This window comes from Bacillus sp. 01N42_2 (genome assembly GCF_056399565.1).
On record NZ_JBFTRO010000003.1, the window covers coordinates 135713 to 155350 of the forward strand.

Annotated in this window: 19 protein-coding genes and 1 pseudogene; all 20 read right to left on the reverse strand. The window is 45.9% G+C overall.

Annotation, left to right across the window (positions count from 1 at the left end; translation table 11 throughout):
- Positions 1 to 65 precede the first annotated feature (65 nt).
- Positions 66 to 1187: an RNA polymerase sigma factor RpoD gene (gene rpoD, locus AC1DN5_RS08205; RefSeq protein WP_016938926.1), complete on the reverse strand. Its 1122-nt coding sequence runs from the start codon at positions 1185 to 1187 to the stop codon at positions 66 to 68.
- Between the two features lie 192 nt (positions 1188 to 1379).
- Positions 1380 to 3191: a DNA primase gene (gene dnaG, locus AC1DN5_RS08210; RefSeq protein ID WP_016938925.1), complete on the reverse strand. Its 1812-nt coding sequence runs from the start codon at positions 3189 to 3191 to the stop codon at positions 1380 to 1382.
- A gap of 21 nt (positions 3192 to 3212) precedes the next feature.
- A complete protein-coding gene (locus AC1DN5_RS08215) occupies positions 3213 to 3719 on the reverse strand; it encodes a YaiI/YqxD family protein (protein ID WP_045926739.1) in 507 nt (168 codons plus the stop codon).
- A gap of 256 nt (positions 3720 to 3975) precedes the next feature.
- Positions 3976 to 4788 carry a pyruvate, water dikinase regulatory protein gene (locus tag AC1DN5_RS08220; RefSeq protein ID WP_016938923.1) on the reverse strand — a complete coding sequence of 271 codons (813 nt, stop codon included), beginning with the start codon at positions 4786 to 4788 and terminating at the stop codon, positions 3976 to 3978.
- Positions 4789 to 4813: 25 nt separating this feature from the next.
- Positions 4814 to 5452, reverse strand: a complete 639-nt coding sequence (gene ccpN / locus AC1DN5_RS08225; RefSeq protein ID WP_003152989.1) for a transcriptional regulator CcpN — start codon at positions 5450 to 5452, stop codon at positions 4814 to 4816.
- A 101-nt stretch (positions 5453 to 5553) separates the two neighbouring features.
- On the reverse strand, positions 5554 to 7593 hold the full coding sequence (glyS, locus tag AC1DN5_RS08230; protein ID WP_366969155.1) for a glycine--tRNA ligase subunit beta: 2040 nt from the start codon (positions 7591 to 7593) through the stop codon (positions 5554 to 5556).
- Complete coding sequence (gene glyQ / locus AC1DN5_RS08235; protein ID WP_016938921.1) at positions 7586 to 8473, reverse strand: glycine--tRNA ligase subunit alpha; 888 nt, start codon at positions 8471 to 8473, stop codon at positions 7586 to 7588. Before glyQ ends, glyS begins: the two co-directional genes overlap by 8 nt.
- A gap of 301 nt (positions 8474 to 8774) precedes the next feature.
- Entirely contained in the window at positions 8775 to 9542 is a 768-nt protein-coding gene (gene recO / locus AC1DN5_RS08240) for a DNA repair protein RecO (protein WP_016938920.1), read from the reverse strand.
- A 36-nt stretch (positions 9543 to 9578) separates the two neighbouring features.
- Positions 9579 to 9722, reverse strand: a complete 144-nt coding sequence (locus tag AC1DN5_RS08245) for a YqzL family protein (RefSeq protein WP_007408286.1) — start codon at positions 9720 to 9722, stop codon at positions 9579 to 9581.
- A 155-nt stretch (positions 9723 to 9877) separates the two neighbouring features.
- Positions 9878 to 10783: a GTPase Era gene (era, locus tag AC1DN5_RS08250; RefSeq protein WP_016938919.1), complete on the reverse strand. Its 906-nt coding sequence runs from the start codon at positions 10781 to 10783 to the stop codon at positions 9878 to 9880.
- Positions 10764 to 11174 carry a cytidine deaminase gene (locus AC1DN5_RS08255; RefSeq protein ID WP_016938918.1) on the reverse strand — a complete coding sequence of 137 codons (411 nt, stop codon included), beginning with the start codon at positions 11172 to 11174 and terminating at the stop codon, positions 10764 to 10766. Before AC1DN5_RS08255 ends, era begins: the two co-directional genes overlap by 20 nt.
- 121 nt (positions 11175 to 11295) lie before the next feature.
- Positions 11296 to 11670: a diacylglycerol kinase family protein gene (locus AC1DN5_RS08260; RefSeq protein ID WP_016938917.1), complete on the reverse strand. Its 375-nt coding sequence runs from the start codon at positions 11668 to 11670 to the stop codon at positions 11296 to 11298.
- On the reverse strand, positions 11651 to 12124 hold the full coding sequence (ybeY, locus tag AC1DN5_RS08265; RefSeq protein ID WP_003152973.1) for an rRNA maturation RNase YbeY: 474 nt from the start codon (positions 12122 to 12124) through the stop codon (positions 11651 to 11653). Before ybeY ends, AC1DN5_RS08260 begins: the two co-directional genes overlap by 20 nt.
- Positions 12125 to 14257: an HD family phosphohydrolase gene (locus AC1DN5_RS08270; protein ID WP_342007956.1), complete on the reverse strand. Its 2133-nt coding sequence runs from the start codon at positions 14255 to 14257 to the stop codon at positions 12125 to 12127.
- A gap of 80 nt (positions 14258 to 14337) precedes the next feature.
- On the reverse strand, positions 14338 to 15297 hold the full coding sequence (locus tag AC1DN5_RS08275; protein ID WP_045926742.1) for a PhoH family protein: 960 nt from the start codon (positions 15295 to 15297) through the stop codon (positions 14338 to 14340).
- Positions 15261 to 16485, reverse strand: a pseudogene (gene yqfD / locus AC1DN5_RS08280) (sporulation protein YqfD). The gene AC1DN5_RS08275 and the pseudogene yqfD overlap by 37 nt, the downstream one beginning before the upstream one ends.
- Positions 16486 to 16502: 17 nt before the next feature.
- The gene (gene yqfC / locus AC1DN5_RS08285) at positions 16503 to 16784 is read right to left on the reverse strand and encodes a sporulation protein YqfC (protein WP_003152966.1); all 282 of its coding nucleotides are present in this window, start codon (positions 16782 to 16784) and stop codon (positions 16503 to 16505) included.
- Positions 16785 to 16840: 56 nt separating this feature from the next.
- Positions 16841 to 17275, reverse strand: coding sequence for a hypothetical protein (locus AC1DN5_RS08290; protein ID WP_016938913.1), 435 nt, complete (start codon positions 17273 to 17275; stop codon positions 16841 to 16843).
- Positions 17276 to 17302: 27 nt separating this feature from the next.
- Entirely contained in the window at positions 17303 to 18295 is a 993-nt protein-coding gene (gene floA / locus AC1DN5_RS08295) for a flotillin-like protein FloA (protein WP_016938912.1), read from the reverse strand.
- Positions 18296 to 18319: 24 nt separating this feature from the next.
- Entirely contained in the window at positions 18320 to 19636 is a 1317-nt protein-coding gene (locus AC1DN5_RS08300; RefSeq protein ID WP_045926745.1) for an NfeD family protein, read from the reverse strand.
- Positions 19637 to 19638: the final 2 nt, after the last annotated feature.

The following is a 19638-nucleotide window of genomic DNA, read 5'->3' on the forward strand; positions in this document are numbered from 1 at the left end:
AATAAAGGTATATTATCCATATATCTTATACGTAAAAAAGAACGGATCAACAGACCCGTTCCATTCTATTCGAGAAAATCCTTCAGACGTTTGCTTCTGCTAGGATGTCTCAATTTACGAAGCGCTTTTGCTTCAATTTGGCGAATACGCTCTCTCGTTACTCCAAACACTTTGCCGACTTCTTCAAGCGTTCTTGTGCGTCCGTCATCCAGACCGAAACGGAGACGCAGCACGTTTTCTTCACGATCCGTCAACGTATCCAGCACATCTTCCAGCTGTTCTTTCAAAAGCTCATATGCTGCATGATCCGACGGAGACGTCGCTTCCTGGTCTTCAATGAAATCACCGAGATGTGAATCGTCTTCTTCACCGATCGGCGTTTCTAAAGAAACAGGCTCTTGGGCAATTTTTAATATTTCACGAACTTTTTCAGGCGTAAGATCCATGTCTTCAGCAATCTCTTCCGGTGACGGCTCTCTGCCCAGATCCTGAAGAAGCTGACGCTGCACACGGATTAATTTGTTGATCGTTTCCACCATGTGAACCGGGATACGGATCGTTCTCGCCTGGTCAGCGATGGCGCGTGTAATCGCCTGTCTGATCCACCAAGTCGCATACGTACTGAATTTATATCCTTTACGGTAGTCAAACTTTTCGACGGCTTTCATGAGACCCATGTTTCCTTCTTGAATCAAGTCTAAGAAAAGCATGCCGCGGCCGACATACCGTTTAGCAATGCTGACAACTAAACGAAGGTTTGCTTCAGCCAATCTGCGTTTAGATTCTTCGTCACCTTCTTCAATTTTTTGAGCATAGGTGATTTCTTCTTTAGCAGAAAGAAGATTTACCCGTCCGATTTCCTTAAGGTACATGCGGACTGGATCATTGATCTTTACGCCAGGCGGTACGCTGAGGTCATTAAGGTCAAATTCTTCTTCGGCTTTGGCAAGCTGTTGAATATTAGGATCTTCCGTTTCTTCATTCTCACTAATTAATTCAACACCTTGTTCTCCTAAAAATTCATAATACTCATCCATTTGGTCTGATTCAATTTCAAAGCTGGACATGCGTTCAGCAATTTCTTCATATGTTAAAACGCCACGTTTTTTTCCGGTTTCAGTAAGCTGGTCTTTTACCTGATCCAGTGTAAGTTCTGTTTCTGTCTCGTGGGTTTGTTTATCAGCCATTATGGATCCCTCCTTCCAAAGCTTGCAACGAATTCTAAAAGCGGTATGTTTCTTATCCGTCCCGGGAGCCTTCTCTCTTTTTCAGCATGCAGGGCAGCGGATAATAAGTGACAATTCATGATGAGGTTAAGCGATCTATTTGCTCCTCCGCAAGGAATCATTGCCAAGAGAACGCAAGCCTCTTTTTGGATGTTATTTTAATGATCGGTTCAATGCGACAATTTCTTGAGCCAGAGACGCAGCTTTCACAAAGTCTTTCTGCCTCTCTGCATCCGCTCGTTCTGCTTCTTTTTCCTTTATCATTGACCATTTTCGGTGATCCAACACTTTTTTTACGTAATCGGATAACTCGGCCTCTGAGAGCTCCTCGTTTATTTGGAGCATCCCTATATCTGAAAGCAGCTGGCTGATTTCATCATCCTGCATTCTCGCCATAAGATGCTGCGGCGTCATTTCAGCGCCCTCTTCATAAACAGCGTACAGATATGCTGCCAGCGCACGATGTCCGTCAATGTTAAATTCAAAGCCGACACGCTCAATCACTTTCTTTATGACGTTTCGGTCTCTCAGCATATGAGCGAGAAGAAGTCTTTCCGCATTCTCATAGGCGGGACGGAGACGGCGCCGTTTCGCTTTTGTCGTCACCCGGGCCCGTCTTGGCTGCGGTTCGGCGTTTTTGCCGCCAGGGGCGTTTTGGGCGGCATAGATGGAAAGCTGTTCAGTCAAAGATTCTACCGAAAGAGAAAATTCGGAGGCGAGCTGCTTCACATACATTTCCTGCTCAAGCGACCCTGAAAGAGCGCTGATTTCTTTCAGCACTTCTTTCATGTAAGCGAGCCGGTCTCCTTCGTCAGATAAGTTTTTCCCTTTGCGGAAATATTGCATTTTAAAAGCCATGACCGTAACGCTTGCATCAATGATATCTGTCTTGAATTTTTCTCCGCCCTGAGTTCTGACATAGTCATCAGGATCAAGACCGTCAGGCATCATGCTTACTCTTACCTTACAATCAGCTTTCTGAAGCAGGTCGGCCGCTTTCAGCGTAGCTTCGTACCCGGCTTTATCCGAATCGTAGCAGAGAATGACCTCCTGAACATTTCTTCTCAGGATTTTCACATGCTCTTCGGTGAGCGACGTCCCCATTGTGGCGATACTTTCTTTTACGCCTGAGCTGACGGCGGAAATGACATCCGCAAAGCCTTCAAACAGAACGGCTCTCTCCTCTTTCCTGATCGGCAGGCGGGCCTTATGGAAGTTGTACAGCAGCTTAGATTTATGAAACAGCGGCGTTTCCGGACTGTTCATATATTTCGGCTGCTGGCTTCCGAGCGCCCTTCCTGAAAAAGCCGCCACGGCTCCGTGATGATCATGAATGGGAAACATGATTCTGTTTCTGAAACGGTCAAAATATCCGCTGCCGTCTTCCCTTCTGATCAGCAGACCCGCTTTCTCCATCAGTTCTTCCTCAAAACCGCGCTTTTTCAAGAATTTCGTCATGAAATCCCAGGAATCCAGCGCGTAGCCGATTTCAAACTCATCTATGAGCTCTTTCGTAAAACCCCTTGATAAAAGGTAATCTAACGCTTCCTGGCCTTCCTTTGTATTCATTAGCAAATGATGGTAAAATTTCTTCAGAAGCTCGTGAGCTTCCGCCATCTTCTGGTCTCCGGAAGATTCCGGCCTGGATGCAGAGTGAATCGTTATATCATCAGGGAAATCAATCTGATATTTATCAGCAAGGTGAGAAACAGCTTCCGTAAATGAATAGCCTTCCATCTGCCGTAAGAAAGAGAAAACGTTCCCGCCCGCTCCGCATCCGAAGCAATGAAAGATCTGCTTATCACTGGAGACGGAAAACGAGGGCGTGTTTTCACCGTGAAACGGACAGAGCCCAAAGTAGTTGCGGCCTTGCTTTTTCAATTGGACATAATCACCTATGACTTCAACAATGTCTGCTGACTGCTGCACCTGATTAACTACTTCATCTGGTATGCGGTTTCCCATCTTATAACACTCCGTCGTACATTATTCGATGTTTTGATTTGAAATCCCTTCATCATTCGACAGGATTTTTTTAAGCAGGGTAACAAATCGATTCCGATCTTCTTTATTTAATTTTTTAGGTCCTTTGGAATAGATGCCGCTTCTTCTCATTTTGCCTGACATATGACGGCTCATCAGAGCGAAGTCAATCGTGTCTTCAGTATAAGAACGGCCCCTTTCCGATAAGACGGCGATATTTCTGTTCAGCAGAAGAGATGCTAAACCGATATCCTGCGTGACTACGACGTCTCCCGATCTCACATGGTTTGCGATGTATAAATCTGCCGCTTCTTTATGAGGATCAACGTATATCCAGTTCTCGTCTTTGCTTCTGGAAAGCTGGTAGTGTTCAAATGATGCGACGAAAATAACACGAACGCTGAATTGCGATGCAATGAGCAAGATTTCCTCTTTTACGGGGCATGCGTCTGCATCGACAAAAATCGTCTTTTCTTTTTCATTTAGAAGACTAATTCTCCATCCCTCCATCAATCTCCTGCATAAAAACAAGCGAAATCGCATATGCTCCATGACTGCGGATCTATTTTGAGTCTTTGTCGAAAAATTTCCGGGAGTTATTCTTGACATCTTACCCGTAATAGTTTATTCGTATCACACTAAGCTTAAACCTAAAAATAAACATTTTATCACAATTTTTTATTATAATACAAACTTCGCGAAGATGCCATCCTTTTTGTTTATTCCCTATTTGCATACCCAAAAACCCAGGATAAAGCGTCCTGAGTTATCGGCCCTTTGTTTTCAGATGATGAATGATGTTCGCTGTTTCCTCGACCGCTTTGTTCGAAACGTCAACGACTTGGCAGCCGATCCGATCCACGATTTTCTCAAAATACTCCAGCTCTTCTTTAATTCTGTTGATGTTAGCGTAAATGGCTTTGTCATTTAATCCGAGAGATTTTAACCGTTCTTTTCGAATATGGTTCAGTTTATCAGGGCTGATTTTTAACCCGATGCATTTTTTCGGATCAACGCTGAACAGTTCTTCCGGCGGATCGACTTCAGGTACGATCGGCACGTTGGCCACTTTCAGGCGCTTATGGGCAAGATATTGAGATAATGGGGTTTTAGACGTTCTTGATACGCCAAGCAGGATGATATCGGCTTTTAAAATGCCTCTTGGGTCCCTGCCGTCGTCATATTTAACGGCAAACTCGATCGCCTCGACCTTTTTGAAATAATCTTCATCAAGCTGGCGGACGCGGCCCGGTTCATATTTCGCCGTCAGACCGTAGGCTGTTTCCATTTTGTCGATGAGCGGACCGATAATATCGTAGTACATCACATTCGCTTTTTCCGCTTGTTCAACTAAGTATTTGCGCATTTCAGGAACAACGAGCGTAAAACAGATAATGCCGCCGTCCGCTTTGGCGAGAGACACGACTTCATTAATGGTGCCGATATCTTCCACATAAGGTATTCTTCTGATATGCGTATCATCGGCTGAGCCGTTAAACTGGCTGAGCGAGGCTTTTACAACGAGTTCGGCGGTTTCTCCGACTGAGTCTGATACTACATAAATGATGCGATTGTCCATGTTATCCCCCCGTTAGTTTTCAAGCTTATATGATTTCATTCTCTGATAAACTGACAAGTATCTTGGTCATATTCGTTTTGGTAAAGCGGCCGATGACCTCAAAGCCTTTATCCGTATCTTTAATAACGGGCAGGGCATCGATTTGTTTCTCAATCAAATATTTGGCGATGTCCATCACATAATCGTCACGCCGGCAGACGGCGATATTCGGCATTCTGGTCATAATAATATGAACCGGTATTGAGGCAAGTTCCTGCTGGCCGATGCTCGCCCGCAGCAAATCTTTGCGTGACAGCACACCGACTAAGACAGCATCACGATCTACGACAAATAACGTGCCGACATCTTCTAAAAACATGGTGCAGATGGCATCGTATACCGAGACGTTTTCATTGATGACGACAGGGATCGATTGAAAATCTTTCACTTGCAGCTTTTTCAGTTTATCCGCAAGCAGCTGATTTCCCGTTTTTCCGGTATAAAAATAACCGACCCGGGGACGGGCCTCTAAGAAGCCTGACATGGTGAGTATGGCCAAGTCCGGCCGCAGCGTGGCTCTTGTTAAATTGAGCTGTTCTGCAATATGCTCTCCGGTAATCGGGCCGTTTTCCTTTACAATTTGTAAAATTTGTTCTTGCCGTTTATTTAATTCGATCGTACTCACCACCTTTATGGAAGGGTTTCATTATCTATGTTTTTCATTCTGTGATGTTTATGTAAAAGGGGAAAAGACGATTGCCGATCACACAGCAACCGTCTTTTTCTTTATTTTACAATAAGATGATTCATATTAGCAAAAGACTTGATCACATCTGCAAGTGCAGTCATTTGCGCTAAACGGTTGGTTTTTAATGCTTCATTGTCCGCATTGACCATCGTGTGATTAAAGTAATCTTCGATCGGCTCCTTTAATCCGCTGAGCGCGGCCAGCGCCTGTTCATAGTTTTTAGAGGCAAAGCTTTCCGCGACGCTGTCTTTTGTTTTTTGATAAGCGTCAAACAGCTTTTTCTCCTGTTCATTTTCAAACAGATCCGTCTTGATATCACGGCTCTCGCCTTTTTTACTGATGGAGATGACCCGTCCCAGTGATTCAGCCGTTTCTTTAAATCCAGGTGTGCCGAGGTGTTTCTCAAGCACTTTTGCTTTAGAAACAGCTGCATAAGGTTCAAGCTCCGTGCTGTCCAGAACGGCTTCAATCACGTCATGTCGGATGTCTTCAGCGTTTAAGACGTATTTCAGACGCTGTGTAAAGAAATCAAGAAGCTCATTTTCTTTTTCCGTTTCTGTCAATGACAGCAGTTCTTTAAAAGAGATGCCCCAGTTGCGGTCGATCAGAATGGAAACGATGCCGCTTGCCTGACGGCGCAATCCGTACGGATCCTGAGAACCTGTCGGGATCACGTCAATGCTGAAGAAGGAAGCAATCGTGTCCAGTTTATCGGCTAATGCCACGACCGCACCGGTAAAGGTTGAAGGCACCTCTCCCCCGGCCGCTCTCGGCATGTAGTGCTCATTTACCGCGGCAGCGACGGCTTCATCTTCACCGAGCATGCGCGCATATTTTTCTCCCATGACGCCTTGAAGCTCAGGGAACTCATAAATCATATGTGTAACAAGGTCAAATTTAGAAATCTCTGCGGCGCGCTTCACACGTTTTTGCGTCTGTTCATCAGCCTTCAGACGGACGGCTAGTTTACCCGCAATGGTGACCACTCTTCTTACTTTATCCCCGAGGGAACCGAGCTCTTCATGGAAAACAATATTTTCCAGTTTCTTCACATTTTCATCAATGTTCAGCTTTTGGTCTTCCTTGTAGAAGAATGCAGCATCTGAAAGTCTTGCTCTCAGCACTTTCTCGTTTCCGCGGGCAACATTTTCAAGGGCATGGCTGTTCCCGTTTCTTACCGTAATAAAATGAGGCAGCAGATTCCCGTTTTCATCTTTTACCGGGAAGTAGCGCTGATGCTCTTTCATGGTTGTCACAAGCACTTCTTCAGGTAAAGAAAGAAACTCGGGTTCAAAAGAGCCGTAAAGCGCTGTCGGATATTCCACCAGATGATTGACTTCGTTCAGCAGATCTTCATCTATCGGAATATTCCATTTCTTTTCGTTTGCAAGCGCGTCCAGCTGCCCCTGAATCATTTGTTTGCGCACTTTCGGGTCGGCAATGACGTGCTGTTCTTTCAGCAGCTCTTCGTATGATGACGGTGCATCAACAGATACTTCTTGGCCGAGAAAACGATGTCCCTGTGTGTTCCGGCCCGTCTCTACGTTCGTGATGTCAAACGGAATGACGTCTTTTCCGAAGAGAGCGGCAATCCATTTGATCGGACGGATATAACGCAGATCCTGTGTGCCCCAGCGCATGTTTTTCGGGAAATGCATTCCGGTAATCAAGTTTTCCAGCTGCGGTAAAAGTGTTTTCGTCTCTTGTCCCGCCTGGAATTTTTGGACGAAAACATATTCCGTGCCATTTACATCTTTAATATACAGGTCATCCACTCCGGCGCCTTGGCCTTTGGAAAAACCGATAGCGGCTTTTGTCCAGTTTCCGTCAGCATCCAGAGCGATTTTTTTCGCCGGTCCTTTTGCTTCTTCCTGAATATCAGCCTGTTTTTCTGCTACGTCTTTTATATATACTGCCAGACGTCTCGGTGTATTAAAAAGTTTCACTTCACCGTGGGCAATATTTTTTTCAGCCAGCCAGCCGGTCAGTTTGTCACCGAGCTGCACCATGCTGTCATGTAAAAAACGCGCCGGCATTTCCTCGAGTCCGATCTCTAAAAGCAAATCTTGTTTACTCATGGGAAGAGCCCTCCTCTTTAAGCATTGGGAACCCTAATTTTTCCCGTTCTTCATAATACGTTTTTGCTACTTTTCTCGCTAAGTTGCGGACCCGTCCGATATAACCCGTCCGCTCTGTCACTGAGATTGCGCCTTTTGCGTCAAGCAGGTTAAATGTGTGAGAGCATTTCAGCACATAATCATAGGCCGGATGCACAAGGCCGTTATCCATTTGTCTGATTGCTTCTTTTTCGTAAGTGCTGAACAAATGGAAAAGCATATCCACATCTGATGTTTCAAATGTATAAACGGAATGTTCATATTCAGCCATCATAAACAAATCTTTCACTGTGAATCCTGATGTCCATTCCAGATCAAAGACGTTTTCTTTATCCTGAATATAAGACGCAAGACGCTCAATGCCGTACGTAATCTCAACAGACACCGGTTTACATTCAATTCCGCCCACCTGCTGGAAGTACGTAAACTGGGTGATTTCCATACCGTCAAGCCATACTTCCCAGCCAAGGCCTGCACAGCCTAAAGACGGGTTTTCCCAGTTGTCTTCTACGAAACGAATATCATGCTCGAGCGGATCAATACCGAGCGCGCGCAATGAATCTAGATAAAGCTCCTGGATGTTATCAGGCGACGGCTTGATAATGACTTGGAATTGGTGATGCTGATAAAGTCTGTTCGGGTTTTCCCCGTACCGTCCGTCCGCAGGCCGTCTGGAAGGCTCAACGTAAGCCACTTTCCACGGCTCGGGTCCGATGCTTCGTAAAAATGTATACGGGCTCATTGTGCCTGCGCCTTTCTCCACGTCATACGACTGCATGAGCACACAGCCTTCATTAGACCAGTGCTTCTGCAAGGTTAAAATCATATCTTGAATGTTCATTTCAAGCACCTCCACTTTCTCCATTCTTTTACAAGTGCGGCGGCAATCAAAAAACTCCCGTCTCTATGCTTGCCAGCCGCAAACATAGGGACGAGAGTTCTCCCGCGGTTCCACCCTAGTTGCTGAGGATGTGAATCGCTCAGCCTCTTTTTAAAGAGTTGCTCAAGAATGCCTTTCGTTGCGCGCTCATCCCTAGCTTACACTGTCCTAAGGTCGCTTATATGAGTTGGACGCAAGTACTTCTTTCTGTCACTGCAACATATTTTATAATAAATCATCATATAAAAAGATGGGCAGAATGTCAACTTTTGTTTTCATCCAAAAGGTTCTTCATGCTTTCCATCTGATCTAAAAACCGCTTTGACTTTAAATAAAGCCCTGAATATTCCTCGTAATACAGATCAATGACCCGTTTTATTTCATTTTTAGTTTCGTGCTTTAACGAGACGCTGCCGAGCCTTCCGATATCAAAGTAATAAAAAAGCCGTAGCAGCCTTGCCGTTTGCGGCGAAATCGGAACTTTGTACGGATCCTTTTCAAAGCAGCGGTGGCAGATAAAACCGTTATCTCTTATGGAAAAATGAAACGTCCCGTCCCGGCTTTTACAGTGGACACAATGATTCAGCTCCGGATACAGCCCCATGACGCCAAGCATTTTCATCTGAACGATGAAGGTGATCACGTCCGGGTCAGTCCCCTCATTCAGCCTCTTAAAGGATTCGAGAATCAATTCGAATAAATAGGGGTTCGGTTTCTTCTCTTCCGTTCCTTTGTCAGTGAGTTCAGCGATAAAAGCGGCATATGCCGTCAAAAACAAGTCTTCTCTGATCGTTCTCATGCTGAGAATCATTTCACCCTGCTGGAGCGTGCCGAGTCCGGATGTTCTTTGCATTAAAAATGACCCGTACAAAAAAGGCTGGCTGACTGCTGACAGCCGGCTGGCTGACTTCCTGGCACCCCTTGCCATGACGCCGATTTTTCCGTGTTCCCTCGTCAGCAATGTCACGATTTTATTCGTCTCTCCGTAGTCATTCGTACGAAGCACGATTCCTTCACATTTTGTCAGCATTTCCGCACCTTCCAACAACGGGAGGGGCCAAGAGGTTTACAAAATTGGAAAATCAATACGGGCTAGCTCATCTTCCGGTTCTTCGGGTCTTTCCAGGTTCTCTTTTTCCAGTTCTTTAAAAAGAAGGTACGTATCAACACTTCCTGTTTGAGAAAATACGTTCCAGGTAAAATTCAACACAAAAAACCCACCTTTCATCATTAAACTAGCTTGCCAATCCAAATTCTTACCCTTATCTTGACCTGATGTCCTCCTTTTCATGTTAAACAAATTTTGCTAACGAATCCCTGTTTCTGTGAGGTAATCCCACACATCAGGCATGCGCCTCAGATGACTTAATATTCATCCTCTTTGAAGCCGAAATCACGCAGCTGAGACATTTTATTCCGCCAGTCCTTCTGCACCTTCACCCAAAGTTCCAGGTAAACACGTGAGCCCAGCAGCGCTTCAATATCAGCCCGCGCTCTTTTGCCGACTTCTTTCAGAAGCGCTCCTTTTTTCCCGATGACGATTCCTTTTTGAGAATCCCGCTCGACCACGATGGTGGCGGCGACATGGACGGAGCCGTTCTCCTGCCCTTTAATGGACTCGATAGCGACAGCGATGCTGTGCGGCACTTCTTCCCTTGTAAGATGGAGCACCTTTTCCCTGATCAGTTCAGAAATAATAAACCGCTCAGGATGGTCAGTCACCTGATCGCTCGGATAGAACTGAGGCCCTTCCGGTAAATACGCTTCAATCTGCGTGAGCAGGGTCTCGACGTTGTTTCCTTCCAAAGCGGAGATCGGCACAATTTCCTTAAACGGATAGCGCGAACGGTACTCATCAATTAAAAGAAGGAGCTGATCAGGGTGGATCTTATCAATTTTGTTTACGATCAAAAAGACCGGCGTGGACGTCTGTCCAAGCTTTTCAATGATAAACTCGTCGCCCTTTCCGTATCCTTCCTCGGCGTTAATCATAAATAACACCAAGTCAACTTCTTTCAGCGTGTTCTGCGCCACTTTCATCATAAAATCGCCAAGCTTGTGCTTCGGTTTGTGAATGCCCGGTGTATCAATAAAAATGGTCTGCGATGTGCCTGTTGTCAGCACCCCTTGGACTTTATTTCTTGTTGTCTGGGGTTTGTCGCTCATAATGGCGATCTTTTGACCGATGACTCTGTTTAAAAAGGTCGACTTTCCAACATTCGGTCTTCCGATGATTGATACAAATCCTGATTTAAAGCTTTCGTTCGTCATGTAAATCCTCCGATGAAAATGCGCCCGGCAATAATTCTTCCGCAGTCATTTCTTTTATTTGTCCTTGTAAGTTGGTCAGAATAACAAGCATATCCTTTGAGCACAGCTCGGAAATTACTTGTCTGCAGGCTCCGCACGGTGAAACCGGTCCCGGAGTGTCCGCAGCCACGGCGAGCATCGCAAATTCCGTATCCCCCTCGGAAACAGCTTTGAATATCGCCGTGCGTTCAGCACAGTTGCACATGCTGTATGCCGCATTCTCAATGTTGCAGCCTCTGTACACTTTTCCGTCTTTGGTAAGAAGAGCGGCTCCCACTCTGAAGTTTGAATACGGCACATACGCTGTATCCCGTGCTGTTAATGCTTCTTGAATCAATTCTTGTCTGTTCATGTGTACTTTTCCTCTCTTACCTTAATCCTGAATGATACCGCTGTCACTTTTATTTTACATAATTATGATTGGTTTTTCACGCCCATTTTTGGCAATGTAAAATAATTGTAAGAATCTTCTGCTAACATATCTTCGGCAAGAAGATGAGTAAACCAATAATACACGAAATCACGGCAAAGACGCAAACGGCTCCGGCGGCCGCATCCTTTGCCGCTTTTGCGAGCGGATGATACTGATCGGTAACTAAATCAACAACATGCTCTATCGCCGTATTTACAAGCTCAAGAGCAAGCATTCCGCCAATCAGGATCAAAATAACGGCCCATTCGGCCGTACTGAGCCCGGTGAGAAAACCGCAAAGGATAACGGCGCAGGCCGCGATAATATGAAATTGAAAATTCCGCTCTGACCGCGCCGTTTTCCAGATTCCCCTCCATGCATGGACAAAGCTTTTCAGGAATCTGCTCCACTCGTTTTTATGATCTCGTGAGTCCATACTCATCCAGCAAATCCTTTTGCTTTGAAAACATTTCTTCCTCTTCTTCTTTTGTCATGTGATCATAGCCCAGCAGATGCAAAAAGCCGTGGACGGCCAGAAAGCCGAGCTCTCTCATAAACGAATGGCCGTACTCTTCAGCCTGCTCCTTCGTTCTGTCGGCACTGATGATAATATCTCCTAAAACAGGCGGCATGTCGGCGCCTACGATTTCAACCTCGTCTTCGCCTTCTTCTTCAAGCGCAAACGAAATGACGTCAGTCGGGGTGTCTTTTCCCCGGTAGTCTCTGTTGATTTCTCTGATTTCCTCGTTTGTCACAATCGTAACCGATACTTCAGCCTGATCCTGAACGCCTTCTTTTTCTGCCGCGAATTGGAGCAGCTTCTCCACTTCTTGGAGCGCATCAGCTGAGACGCTGTTCGTTTCATCAACAATATCTATGAGTAAACCCATTTATTTCACCTTCTTCGTAGCCTCCGGATATTCAATCCGGGAGTGGAAAATTCCTTTTAAAGTCGCACATAGTGTTTTGGCGATCGTATCCAGTTCTCGGAACGTGAGATCACATTCTGAGAATTGTCCGTCCTGAAGCTTATCGGATATAATTCCCCGCACCAGTTTTTCGATCCGCTCGGGATTGGGATTATGCATGGAACGGACGGCGGCTTCAACGCTGTCGGCCACTGAGATAATAGCCGCTTCTTTCGATTGCGGCTTCGGCCCCGGGTAACGGAACTCTTTCTCTGTAATCTGGTCGCCCTTTTCTTTCGCTTTATAATAAAAGAATTTTAAAAGGGACGTTCCGTGATGCTGCTCCGCGATATCCACAAGCTCTTTCGGAAACTTATAGCTTCTGAGCATATTCGCACCGTCTGTCGTATGCGCGATAATGATATTTTTGCTGAGCTGAGGAGACAGCTTGTCATGCGGATTATCCATATTCATTTGATTTTCAATAAAATATTGCGGGCGTTTCGTTTTGCCGAGATCGTGATAATACGCTCCGACCCTTGCCAAAAGACCGTTTGCCCCTACAGCTTCACAGGCCGCTTCCGACAAATTCGCCACCATGACGCTGTGATGATATGTACCGGGTGTTTCCGTTAAAATCTTTCGAAGCAGGGGATGGTTCGGATTAGACAGTTCAATCAGCCTCATCGTAGAAAGAATGCCGAATCCCGTCTCAAAAAACGGCATCAGACCGATAATCAAAACGGATGAAGCCAGTCCCGAGACGACCCCCATCAGCATCAGCGTTCCGATTTCAACAGGCGACAGCGCCGTGTTTTGGATTAATAAAAGCGACAGCACGATAATCATATTAATAAATGAGACGAACAATCCCGCCTGCAATATTTTAGATCTCGCGTTATGTTTCCCCAAAAACAGGATGCCTGAAATGCTGCTGATTAAATAGTAGATACCGATCACATAATTAAATGTGCCCGTCACACCCTGATTAAACATCATACTGCCGCAGATCGCCAGAATGATGCTTCCTAAAATGGCAAGCCTTTCATTGAGCAGCAGCCTGATCAAAATCGCGCCGGCGGCGATCGGAACCAGATACCCGATGTTGGTGTATTCAATCTTCTGAAAGAGACTGACGACTTCCATTATGACGAGAATAAGCGTTGTAATGATAGAAAACAGCAATAGGGATTTATTTTTCAGCTTAAGCTCCTGCTGCTGTTTCTCGAAATAGTAGACAAGCGTGGCAATAAACAGCCCGATCATCAGAAGAAGACCGCTGATCGGCTTTAACAGGTTGGAATTATTCAAAAGCCCCGTCAGTTCGAGCTTTCTGTATACTTCCCGGTCGATCAGGTCATTCTCTTCCACGAGAACCTGTCCTTGTTTGATCTGCACCGGCTGAACGCTGTCTGACGCTTCCTGACGTTTTTCATCGGTCGCTTTCGGGTCAAATACGTAATTCGGGATCACCGCATATTTTCCGATTTCAGTCGCAGCCGCTAAATATTTTGACGGCACGGAGGCGCTTTTCAGCTCTTTGGCGACCTTATCCTTCGCTTCTGCAAGCTTTTCAGAAGGAATTTCACTGCTCATCACCGTGTTCACCGCGGTTATGACAGAATCCCTCACAAATGAAAAATCTTCATTGTTCGCATGGAGAAGCGATTTAATGGCATCTTCCGAGATGGATTCATTGACATCCTGTGTCAGCTTGCTTTTCACCGATTTGACCAGCGATTTTTCTGAAGGTGACTTTTTGTCTTTATCCGCATCTGTTTTCACTTCGCCGATGCTGTTAAATATGGAAGTGATCAGGTCAAGCCGGTTGTCGGTATAGCCTTTTTTCAGAGTGTATTGATCTTCTACTGCATCTTCGGCCGCTTGTTTTTTCGCTTCCGTCGCCTGCTGATCTTCCACTGTGGCGGGCGCGTAAATCGTCTTATCACTGACTGAGAACAAATCCAAATTAAGTGATTCAGGTTTTACATGAATAAAGAGCAAACCAAACATGATCGCTGAAAGCAGCAGATACAGCAGCACATGGGCTGAGCGGGCATGTCTGAAAGTGCGGAACCGTTCCCGGGCGCTTTTACCCTTTCCCTTCTTTTTCAAAACAAGAACCTCCTCCCTGAAACATCAGGAACACATCATATAAAAATGACCCGATAACGGGAGATCGGGTCATTTTTGCATTACTTTTGCTTATCATAAGCTTCAATAATCTTTGCAACAAGCGGATGTCTGACCACATCTGTCTGGTCAAGTTCAATCACGGAAATGCCGTTTATGTCATTCAGCATATCCCTCGCTACTGCAAGTCCCGATGTGACGCCTTTCGGCAGGTCAATTTGGCTTACGTCGCCCGTAATGATCATTTTAGAGCCAAAACCCAATCTCGTCAAAAACATTTTCATTTGAGCGGGAGTGGTATTCTGGGCTTCATCAAGAATCACATACGCGTCGTCAAGCGTCCGCCCTCTCATATAGGCAAGCGGGGCGATTTCGATAACCCCTCTTTCCATCAGACGCTCCGTATGGTCGCTTCCGAGCACATCGTGGAGCGCGTCATACAGCGGGCGCAGATAAGGATCTACTTTTTCCTTTAAGTCTCCGGGCAGAAAACCGAGGCTTTCGCCGGCTTCCACAGCGGGTCTTGTTAAAATGATTTTTTTAATATGGCCGTTTTTTAAAGCATGCACCGCTTTTACGACCGCCAAATATGTTTTGCCGGTTCCCGCCGGCCCGATGCCGAACACCATGTCGTTTTTCTTCATCGCCGCAACATATTCTCTCTGGCCGATGGTTTTGACGCGGATCGGCTTGCCTTTTGCCGTTTTCGTTATTTCCTCTTCATACATGCTTTCAAAATAGTCCAGTTCATCTTTCTTTGCCATTTTCACGGCATACAGCACATCACGTTCCGAAATCTCGATCCCCTTGCGGATTAAAGTAAGGAGCGAGCCCAATAATCTGTCAGCAATCTCAAAAGACTCATCATTGCCGGAAACGTAAATGGTTTCACCGCGTGTGATGATGCTTACGCCCAGATCCTTCTCCATTAAATGTAAAAAGGCATCTTGGCTGCCGAACAAAGAAAGTGCTTCATCCGGGCTTTTCAGTTTGTGATTAATCGCAAGTAAATGTTCTGCCATTCTTTAGTCTCCCTGAACAATAGGTGTGGTTTGCACGATATCTTCTATAACTTGGTAGAGAATAATCAACTTTACTTTACCATTCTCAACGGATTGGTGCAAAACTTTTTCACTTTCCACCTCTCCGCTGCCGCTTAATCGCTTCTCTACGTCTTGTCTGCCCATTTTGATGCCGGCCTGAACCGCTTCGTCCTTCGTATAAGACCGCACGGAGTTTTCACTTTCTCTTGTCTGTTCTTTGACGTAAGATACCGGAAGCTTCAGCCCCAGAAATTGAAACGGATGCTTTTCTTCCTCTGTTTTCGGATGTTTCAGCGGCGGCTCATTAAACCCGAAGCCCCAAAAAGGCACGCCCCATGATCCGAAAGACAGCTTGTGCTTCGTCCTTACTTTACCCGTATATAGCGTAAATGATGTTTCAAGAGGCACAGTTACTTCTGACTTGTACCATGTTTCTCCATAAATTTCCGCTTTTGAGGCGACTTTCCGGTCTTCATTTCCGATCAGTCCAGAGACGAGGAGCTGTCCTTTGTCAACATGATCGTTCACAAAAGCCATCGGCTGCCCCTTTTGCACGAACATCCTTTTGATGACCGCCTTCTTTTTGGCAACGATATGGCGGGGGCTCACGTACTTTTCTTTTGTCGGTTCATTTTTTTCAACCACTTTCATATGAAGGGCTGTCCCGTTCAATTCCACACCGACCCACGTAATATTATCGATGCCGTTTGTTAATGATTTTTGAATTTTCTCCGGCGTCATCATCAAAAATTGCAAACGGCCTTTTTTTACACCGATTTCTTCCAGGTGCTTCATCATCTGATGCTCGGTTTCAGGCTTGGCCCCTTTAATATCAATGTCCCAAATCATGTTGGACAAAAGAAACAATATAATGAAAAATATCACAAATCCCGCAGTAAAGCCCAGGTTTAATTTTGATTTGAGAAGCAGAAAGGGCAGGCCCTTTCTTTTTGTAAAGCTTGCTTTGCATTCATGTTTTCTGATGACTCTTCTGAAAGCATGTACATCTTGAAGCTGAATCATCAGCAGAACACAGTCTTGCTTTTTTTTCACCGCAAAGATGGCGATTCCGTTTCTCGTGCATTCATTAAGCAGCCGTTCAATCCCTTTTCCTTTGACTTCCATTTGGACTTTACCCGAAAAAAATGACAGCCATTTGTTTTTCACATTATTTCCCCCCGGCTTTATGAATCGACATATCTTACGTGATCTATCGTGCCTTCCAAAAGAATTTCCTCAGGAAGGATTGCCTTAATGACCAAGTTTTTTCCTGATATGATACATTGCCCCTGCTTGAGCATCAGCCTGACTTCTTCTTCGCTGAACAGCAAGAGGCCTCTGTGATTCTCTATGTAGATATGAAGTCTGCCGACCATCGTAATGCGAGGCAGATCCATCATAACGTCCGGGGGAATTTCCAATGCTCTAGTCAGCCACGCCTTTACACGATTCTTTCTTTGCCCCATAAAAAAAGAACCCCCTTTCATCTCATATGTATGATTTGAAAAGGGGTTCTAACACTTTAATTTTTACCGATGCTCCGCATGGTCCGGTGCGGTTTTTTTGCACGGGGCGGACCTAAAATCTCACTGAATATGATGCCCTGCACCGCAGTTTCTTTCTTAATTTTGAGGGCTGATTTCTTCAGAGACGCATTTCGTGCGCGTTGAGATGTCAGCTTATGATCAAGCCCATTGAACATCTTCTCTGTCTCTGCAAGGCGCTTTTCAGCTTCCCTTCTTTTTTGCTCAAAAGGGTTCTCTTTGGAAACGGCAGGCATTTCTTCCGCTACCGGCTTATGCTCTTGCGGCGGCTGTGTGTGATCCTGCTTTTTTTTCTGATCTGCGGGACGTCTATTCGGCGGGCGTTTTTCATCTTTGTTTTTCTTGCCGAATATTGCCGATATAATGCCGATGACGGCGGCAATGACGAGCGGATTTGTCAGAATCTCGTGCATATAGCGGCTCCCTCCTTAATAGAGAGGTTATTGTTGGTCTTCATCTTGCTGGTCATTCGTCAGCTTGCCGATAGAATCCCTCATGTCTGTGTCAGCGTCGATATTTTTTATGTTCATATAATCCATGACACCGATGTTTCCTTCACGTAAGGCTTCAGCCATCGCAAGCGGCACTTCCGCTTCAGCTTCCACGACTTTCGCACGCATTTCTTCTACGCGCGCACGCATTTCCTGCTCTTGGGCGACGGCCATGGCACGGCGCTCTTCAGCTTTGGCCTGTGCAATGTTTTTGTCTGCTTCCGCCTGGTCTGTCTGCAGAATCGCTCCGATGTTTTTGCCGATATCCACGTCGGCGATGTCAATCGAGAGAATTTCAAATGCGGTGCCTGAATCCAGCCCTTTGCCAAGTACAGTCTGCGAAATCATATCAGGGTTTTCAAGCACTTTTTTATGATTATGTGAAGAACCGATTGTTGAGACAATCCCTTCTCCGACACGGGCGACAACCGTCTCTTCTCCCGCTCCTCCGACAAGGCGCTCGATATTGGCTCTTACCGTGATTCTGGCTTTTGCTTTCACTTCAATTCCGTCCATGGCGACACCTGCGATAAACGGTGTTTCAATGACCTTCGGATTGACACTCATCTGTACGGCTTCCAATACATCACGCCCGGCCAGGTCAATGGCTGCGCAGCGTTCAAATGTCAGCTCAATATTGGCGCGCTGTGCCGCAATCAGGGCATTGACCACCCTGTCGACATTACCTCCGGCCAGGTAATGGCTTTCGAGCTGATTTGTTGTTGCGGACAGGCCGGCTTTGTGCGCCTTAATTAACGGGTTGACAACGCGGCTTGGAATGACGCGGCGCAGCCTCATCCCGACCAAAGTGAAAATGCTGATTCTGACTCCTGCTGCAAGTGCCGAAATCCATAGCATCACCGGTACAAAGGTGAAGAATATGGCTAACACAATTATGGCAGCTGCAACTATTGCTAAAATCGCCAAACTTGACAGTTCCATCTAATTCCTCCTCAAGATTATCATCTATATTTCTCTCACGACAATGCGTGAGCCTTCCGCTTTCACCACTTTCACCTGTCTGTCTTTTTCAGTGAATGATCCTTCTGAAACGACATCAAGGCGTTCATCATCAATAATAACGGTGCCTGACGGTCTGAGGGCTGTAGCGGTAACACCGATTTTCCCCAGCAGCTCCGTCCGGTTCTGATTTGAAACATAACCGTTCTCCGTGCTTGTTGAATCAGTTAATATCAATTTCTTAAAGAATTTCATTCGTTTCCCCAACACCCTTGTTAATATGATAAAGGCAGCAATAGACACACTAAAGGCGATCAAGAGAGAAACCGCCATTACAGTAAAGCTGCCCGCAGCGAGAAAGAGGCTCGCGATGACGCCTGCAACACCGATAAGACCAATTATGCCTCCGGGCAGAAATATCTCTAAAAGGATAAAAACCAAGCCCGCGCAAAACAAGAATACACTGTCATAACCGGCGAATCCGGCAGCGATATGCCCGGTGAAAAACAGCAGCATGGCCGTCAGTCCGACGGCGCCCGGTATGCCGAGGCCCGGCGAGAACAATTCAATGGTCAAACCAAGCAAAGCGAGCGTTAATAAGACGGGGACAACAAACGGGTTTGTCAGCCATCTTCCCAATTTTCCGACAAAACCCTCTTTTGCATGGTGAACATCGGCTTTGTCAAAACCGAGCTTTGTATATAAAGCATCGAGGTTTGAAACCGTTCCCTCCGAATATCCGACTTCCTTCGCTTTTTCAGCTGTCAGTGTCAGCAGTTTTCCCTTTGGAGCGCCCGCTTCTTTTGCATTGATGGCGGGGTCTGCCATGGCCAGGGCGTATTTCGGGTTTCGGTTGTTTTTAGCCGCTGCGTCCTCCATTTCTGCATGCCATAGTGATTGGGCCTTTTTGTCTGCCGCGTTTCCTTTGCCGTCGATGATGGCTGCGGCACCCATTTTTCCGCCCGGCGCCATATAAATGTCATCCGCCTGAAGCGCTATATATGCCCCGGCAGAAAGCGCCCGTTTGTTCACGTAAGCGGTAACAGGCACATCCGCGCCGCCGATGACATCCGCAATATCCAAAGCTGATTGAACGGCGCCTCCCGGTGTATTGATGTCAAGAATAATGTGTGACGCGCCGGATTCCTTCGCTTCTTTGAAAGAACGCGTTAAAAAAGCGGCAAGCCCCTGTTCGACATTTTTCTCAACCGGGATGACATAAACCGATGGACGATCAGCTTTTGCGTTCAATTGAACTCCTAATAAAGATAATACAAATAAGCCCAATAGAGCAACAGCAATTCCGGATTTTTTTCGGAACAAGG

Excerpts from the sequence above, each read along its gene's own strand:
- dnaG (WP_016938925.1), bottom strand. The coding sequence starts at position 3,191 with ATGGGAAACCGCATACCAGATGAAGTAGTTAATCAGGTGCAGCAGTCA.
- ybeY (WP_003152973.1), bottom strand. The coding sequence starts at position 12,124 with ATGGGTTTACTCATAGATATTGTTGATGAAACGAACAGCGTCTCAGCT.
- AC1DN5_RS08220 (WP_016938923.1), bottom strand. The coding sequence starts at position 4,788 with ATGGACAATCGCATCATTTATGTAGTATCAGACTCAGTCGGAGAAACC.
- rpoD (WP_016938926.1), bottom strand. The coding sequence starts at position 1,187 with ATGGCTGATAAACAAACCCACGAGACAGAAACAGAACTTACACTGGAT.
- glyQ (WP_016938921.1), bottom strand. The coding sequence starts at position 8,473 with ATGAACATTCAAGATATGATTTTAACCTTGCAGAAGCACTGGTCTAAT.
- floA (WP_016938912.1), bottom strand. The coding sequence starts at position 18,295 with ATGGAACTGTCAAGTTTGGCGATTTTAGCAATAGTTGCAGCTGCCATA.
- AC1DN5_RS08255 (WP_016938918.1), bottom strand. The coding sequence starts at position 11,174 with ATGAACAGACAAGAATTGATTCAAGAAGCATTAACAGCACGGGATACA.
- AC1DN5_RS08275 (WP_045926742.1), bottom strand. The coding sequence starts at position 15,297 with ATGGCAGAACATTTACTTGCGATTAATCACAAACTGAAAAGCCCGGAT.
- era (WP_016938919.1), bottom strand. The coding sequence starts at position 10,783 with ATGACGAACGAAAGCTTTAAATCAGGATTTGTATCAATCATCGGAAGA.
- yqfC (WP_003152966.1), bottom strand. The coding sequence starts at position 16,784 with ATGGGGCAAAGAAAGAATCGTGTAAAGGCGTGGCTGACTAGAGCATTG.
- AC1DN5_RS08260 (WP_016938917.1), bottom strand. The coding sequence starts at position 11,670 with ATGGACTCACGAGATCATAAAAACGAGTGGAGCAGATTCCTGAAAAGC.
- AC1DN5_RS08215 (WP_045926739.1), bottom strand. The coding sequence starts at position 3,719 with ATGGAGGGATGGAGAATTAGTCTTCTAAATGAAAAAGAAAAGACGATT.
- glyS (WP_366969155.1), bottom strand. The coding sequence starts at position 7,593 with ATGAGTAAACAAGATTTGCTTTTAGAGATCGGACTCGAGGAAATGCCG.
- recO (WP_016938920.1), bottom strand. The coding sequence starts at position 9,542 with ATGCTGACAAAATGTGAAGGAATCGTGCTTCGTACGAATGACTACGGA.
- AC1DN5_RS08290 (WP_016938913.1), bottom strand. The coding sequence starts at position 17,275 with ATGCACGAGATTCTGACAAATCCGCTCGTCATTGCCGCCGTCATCGGC.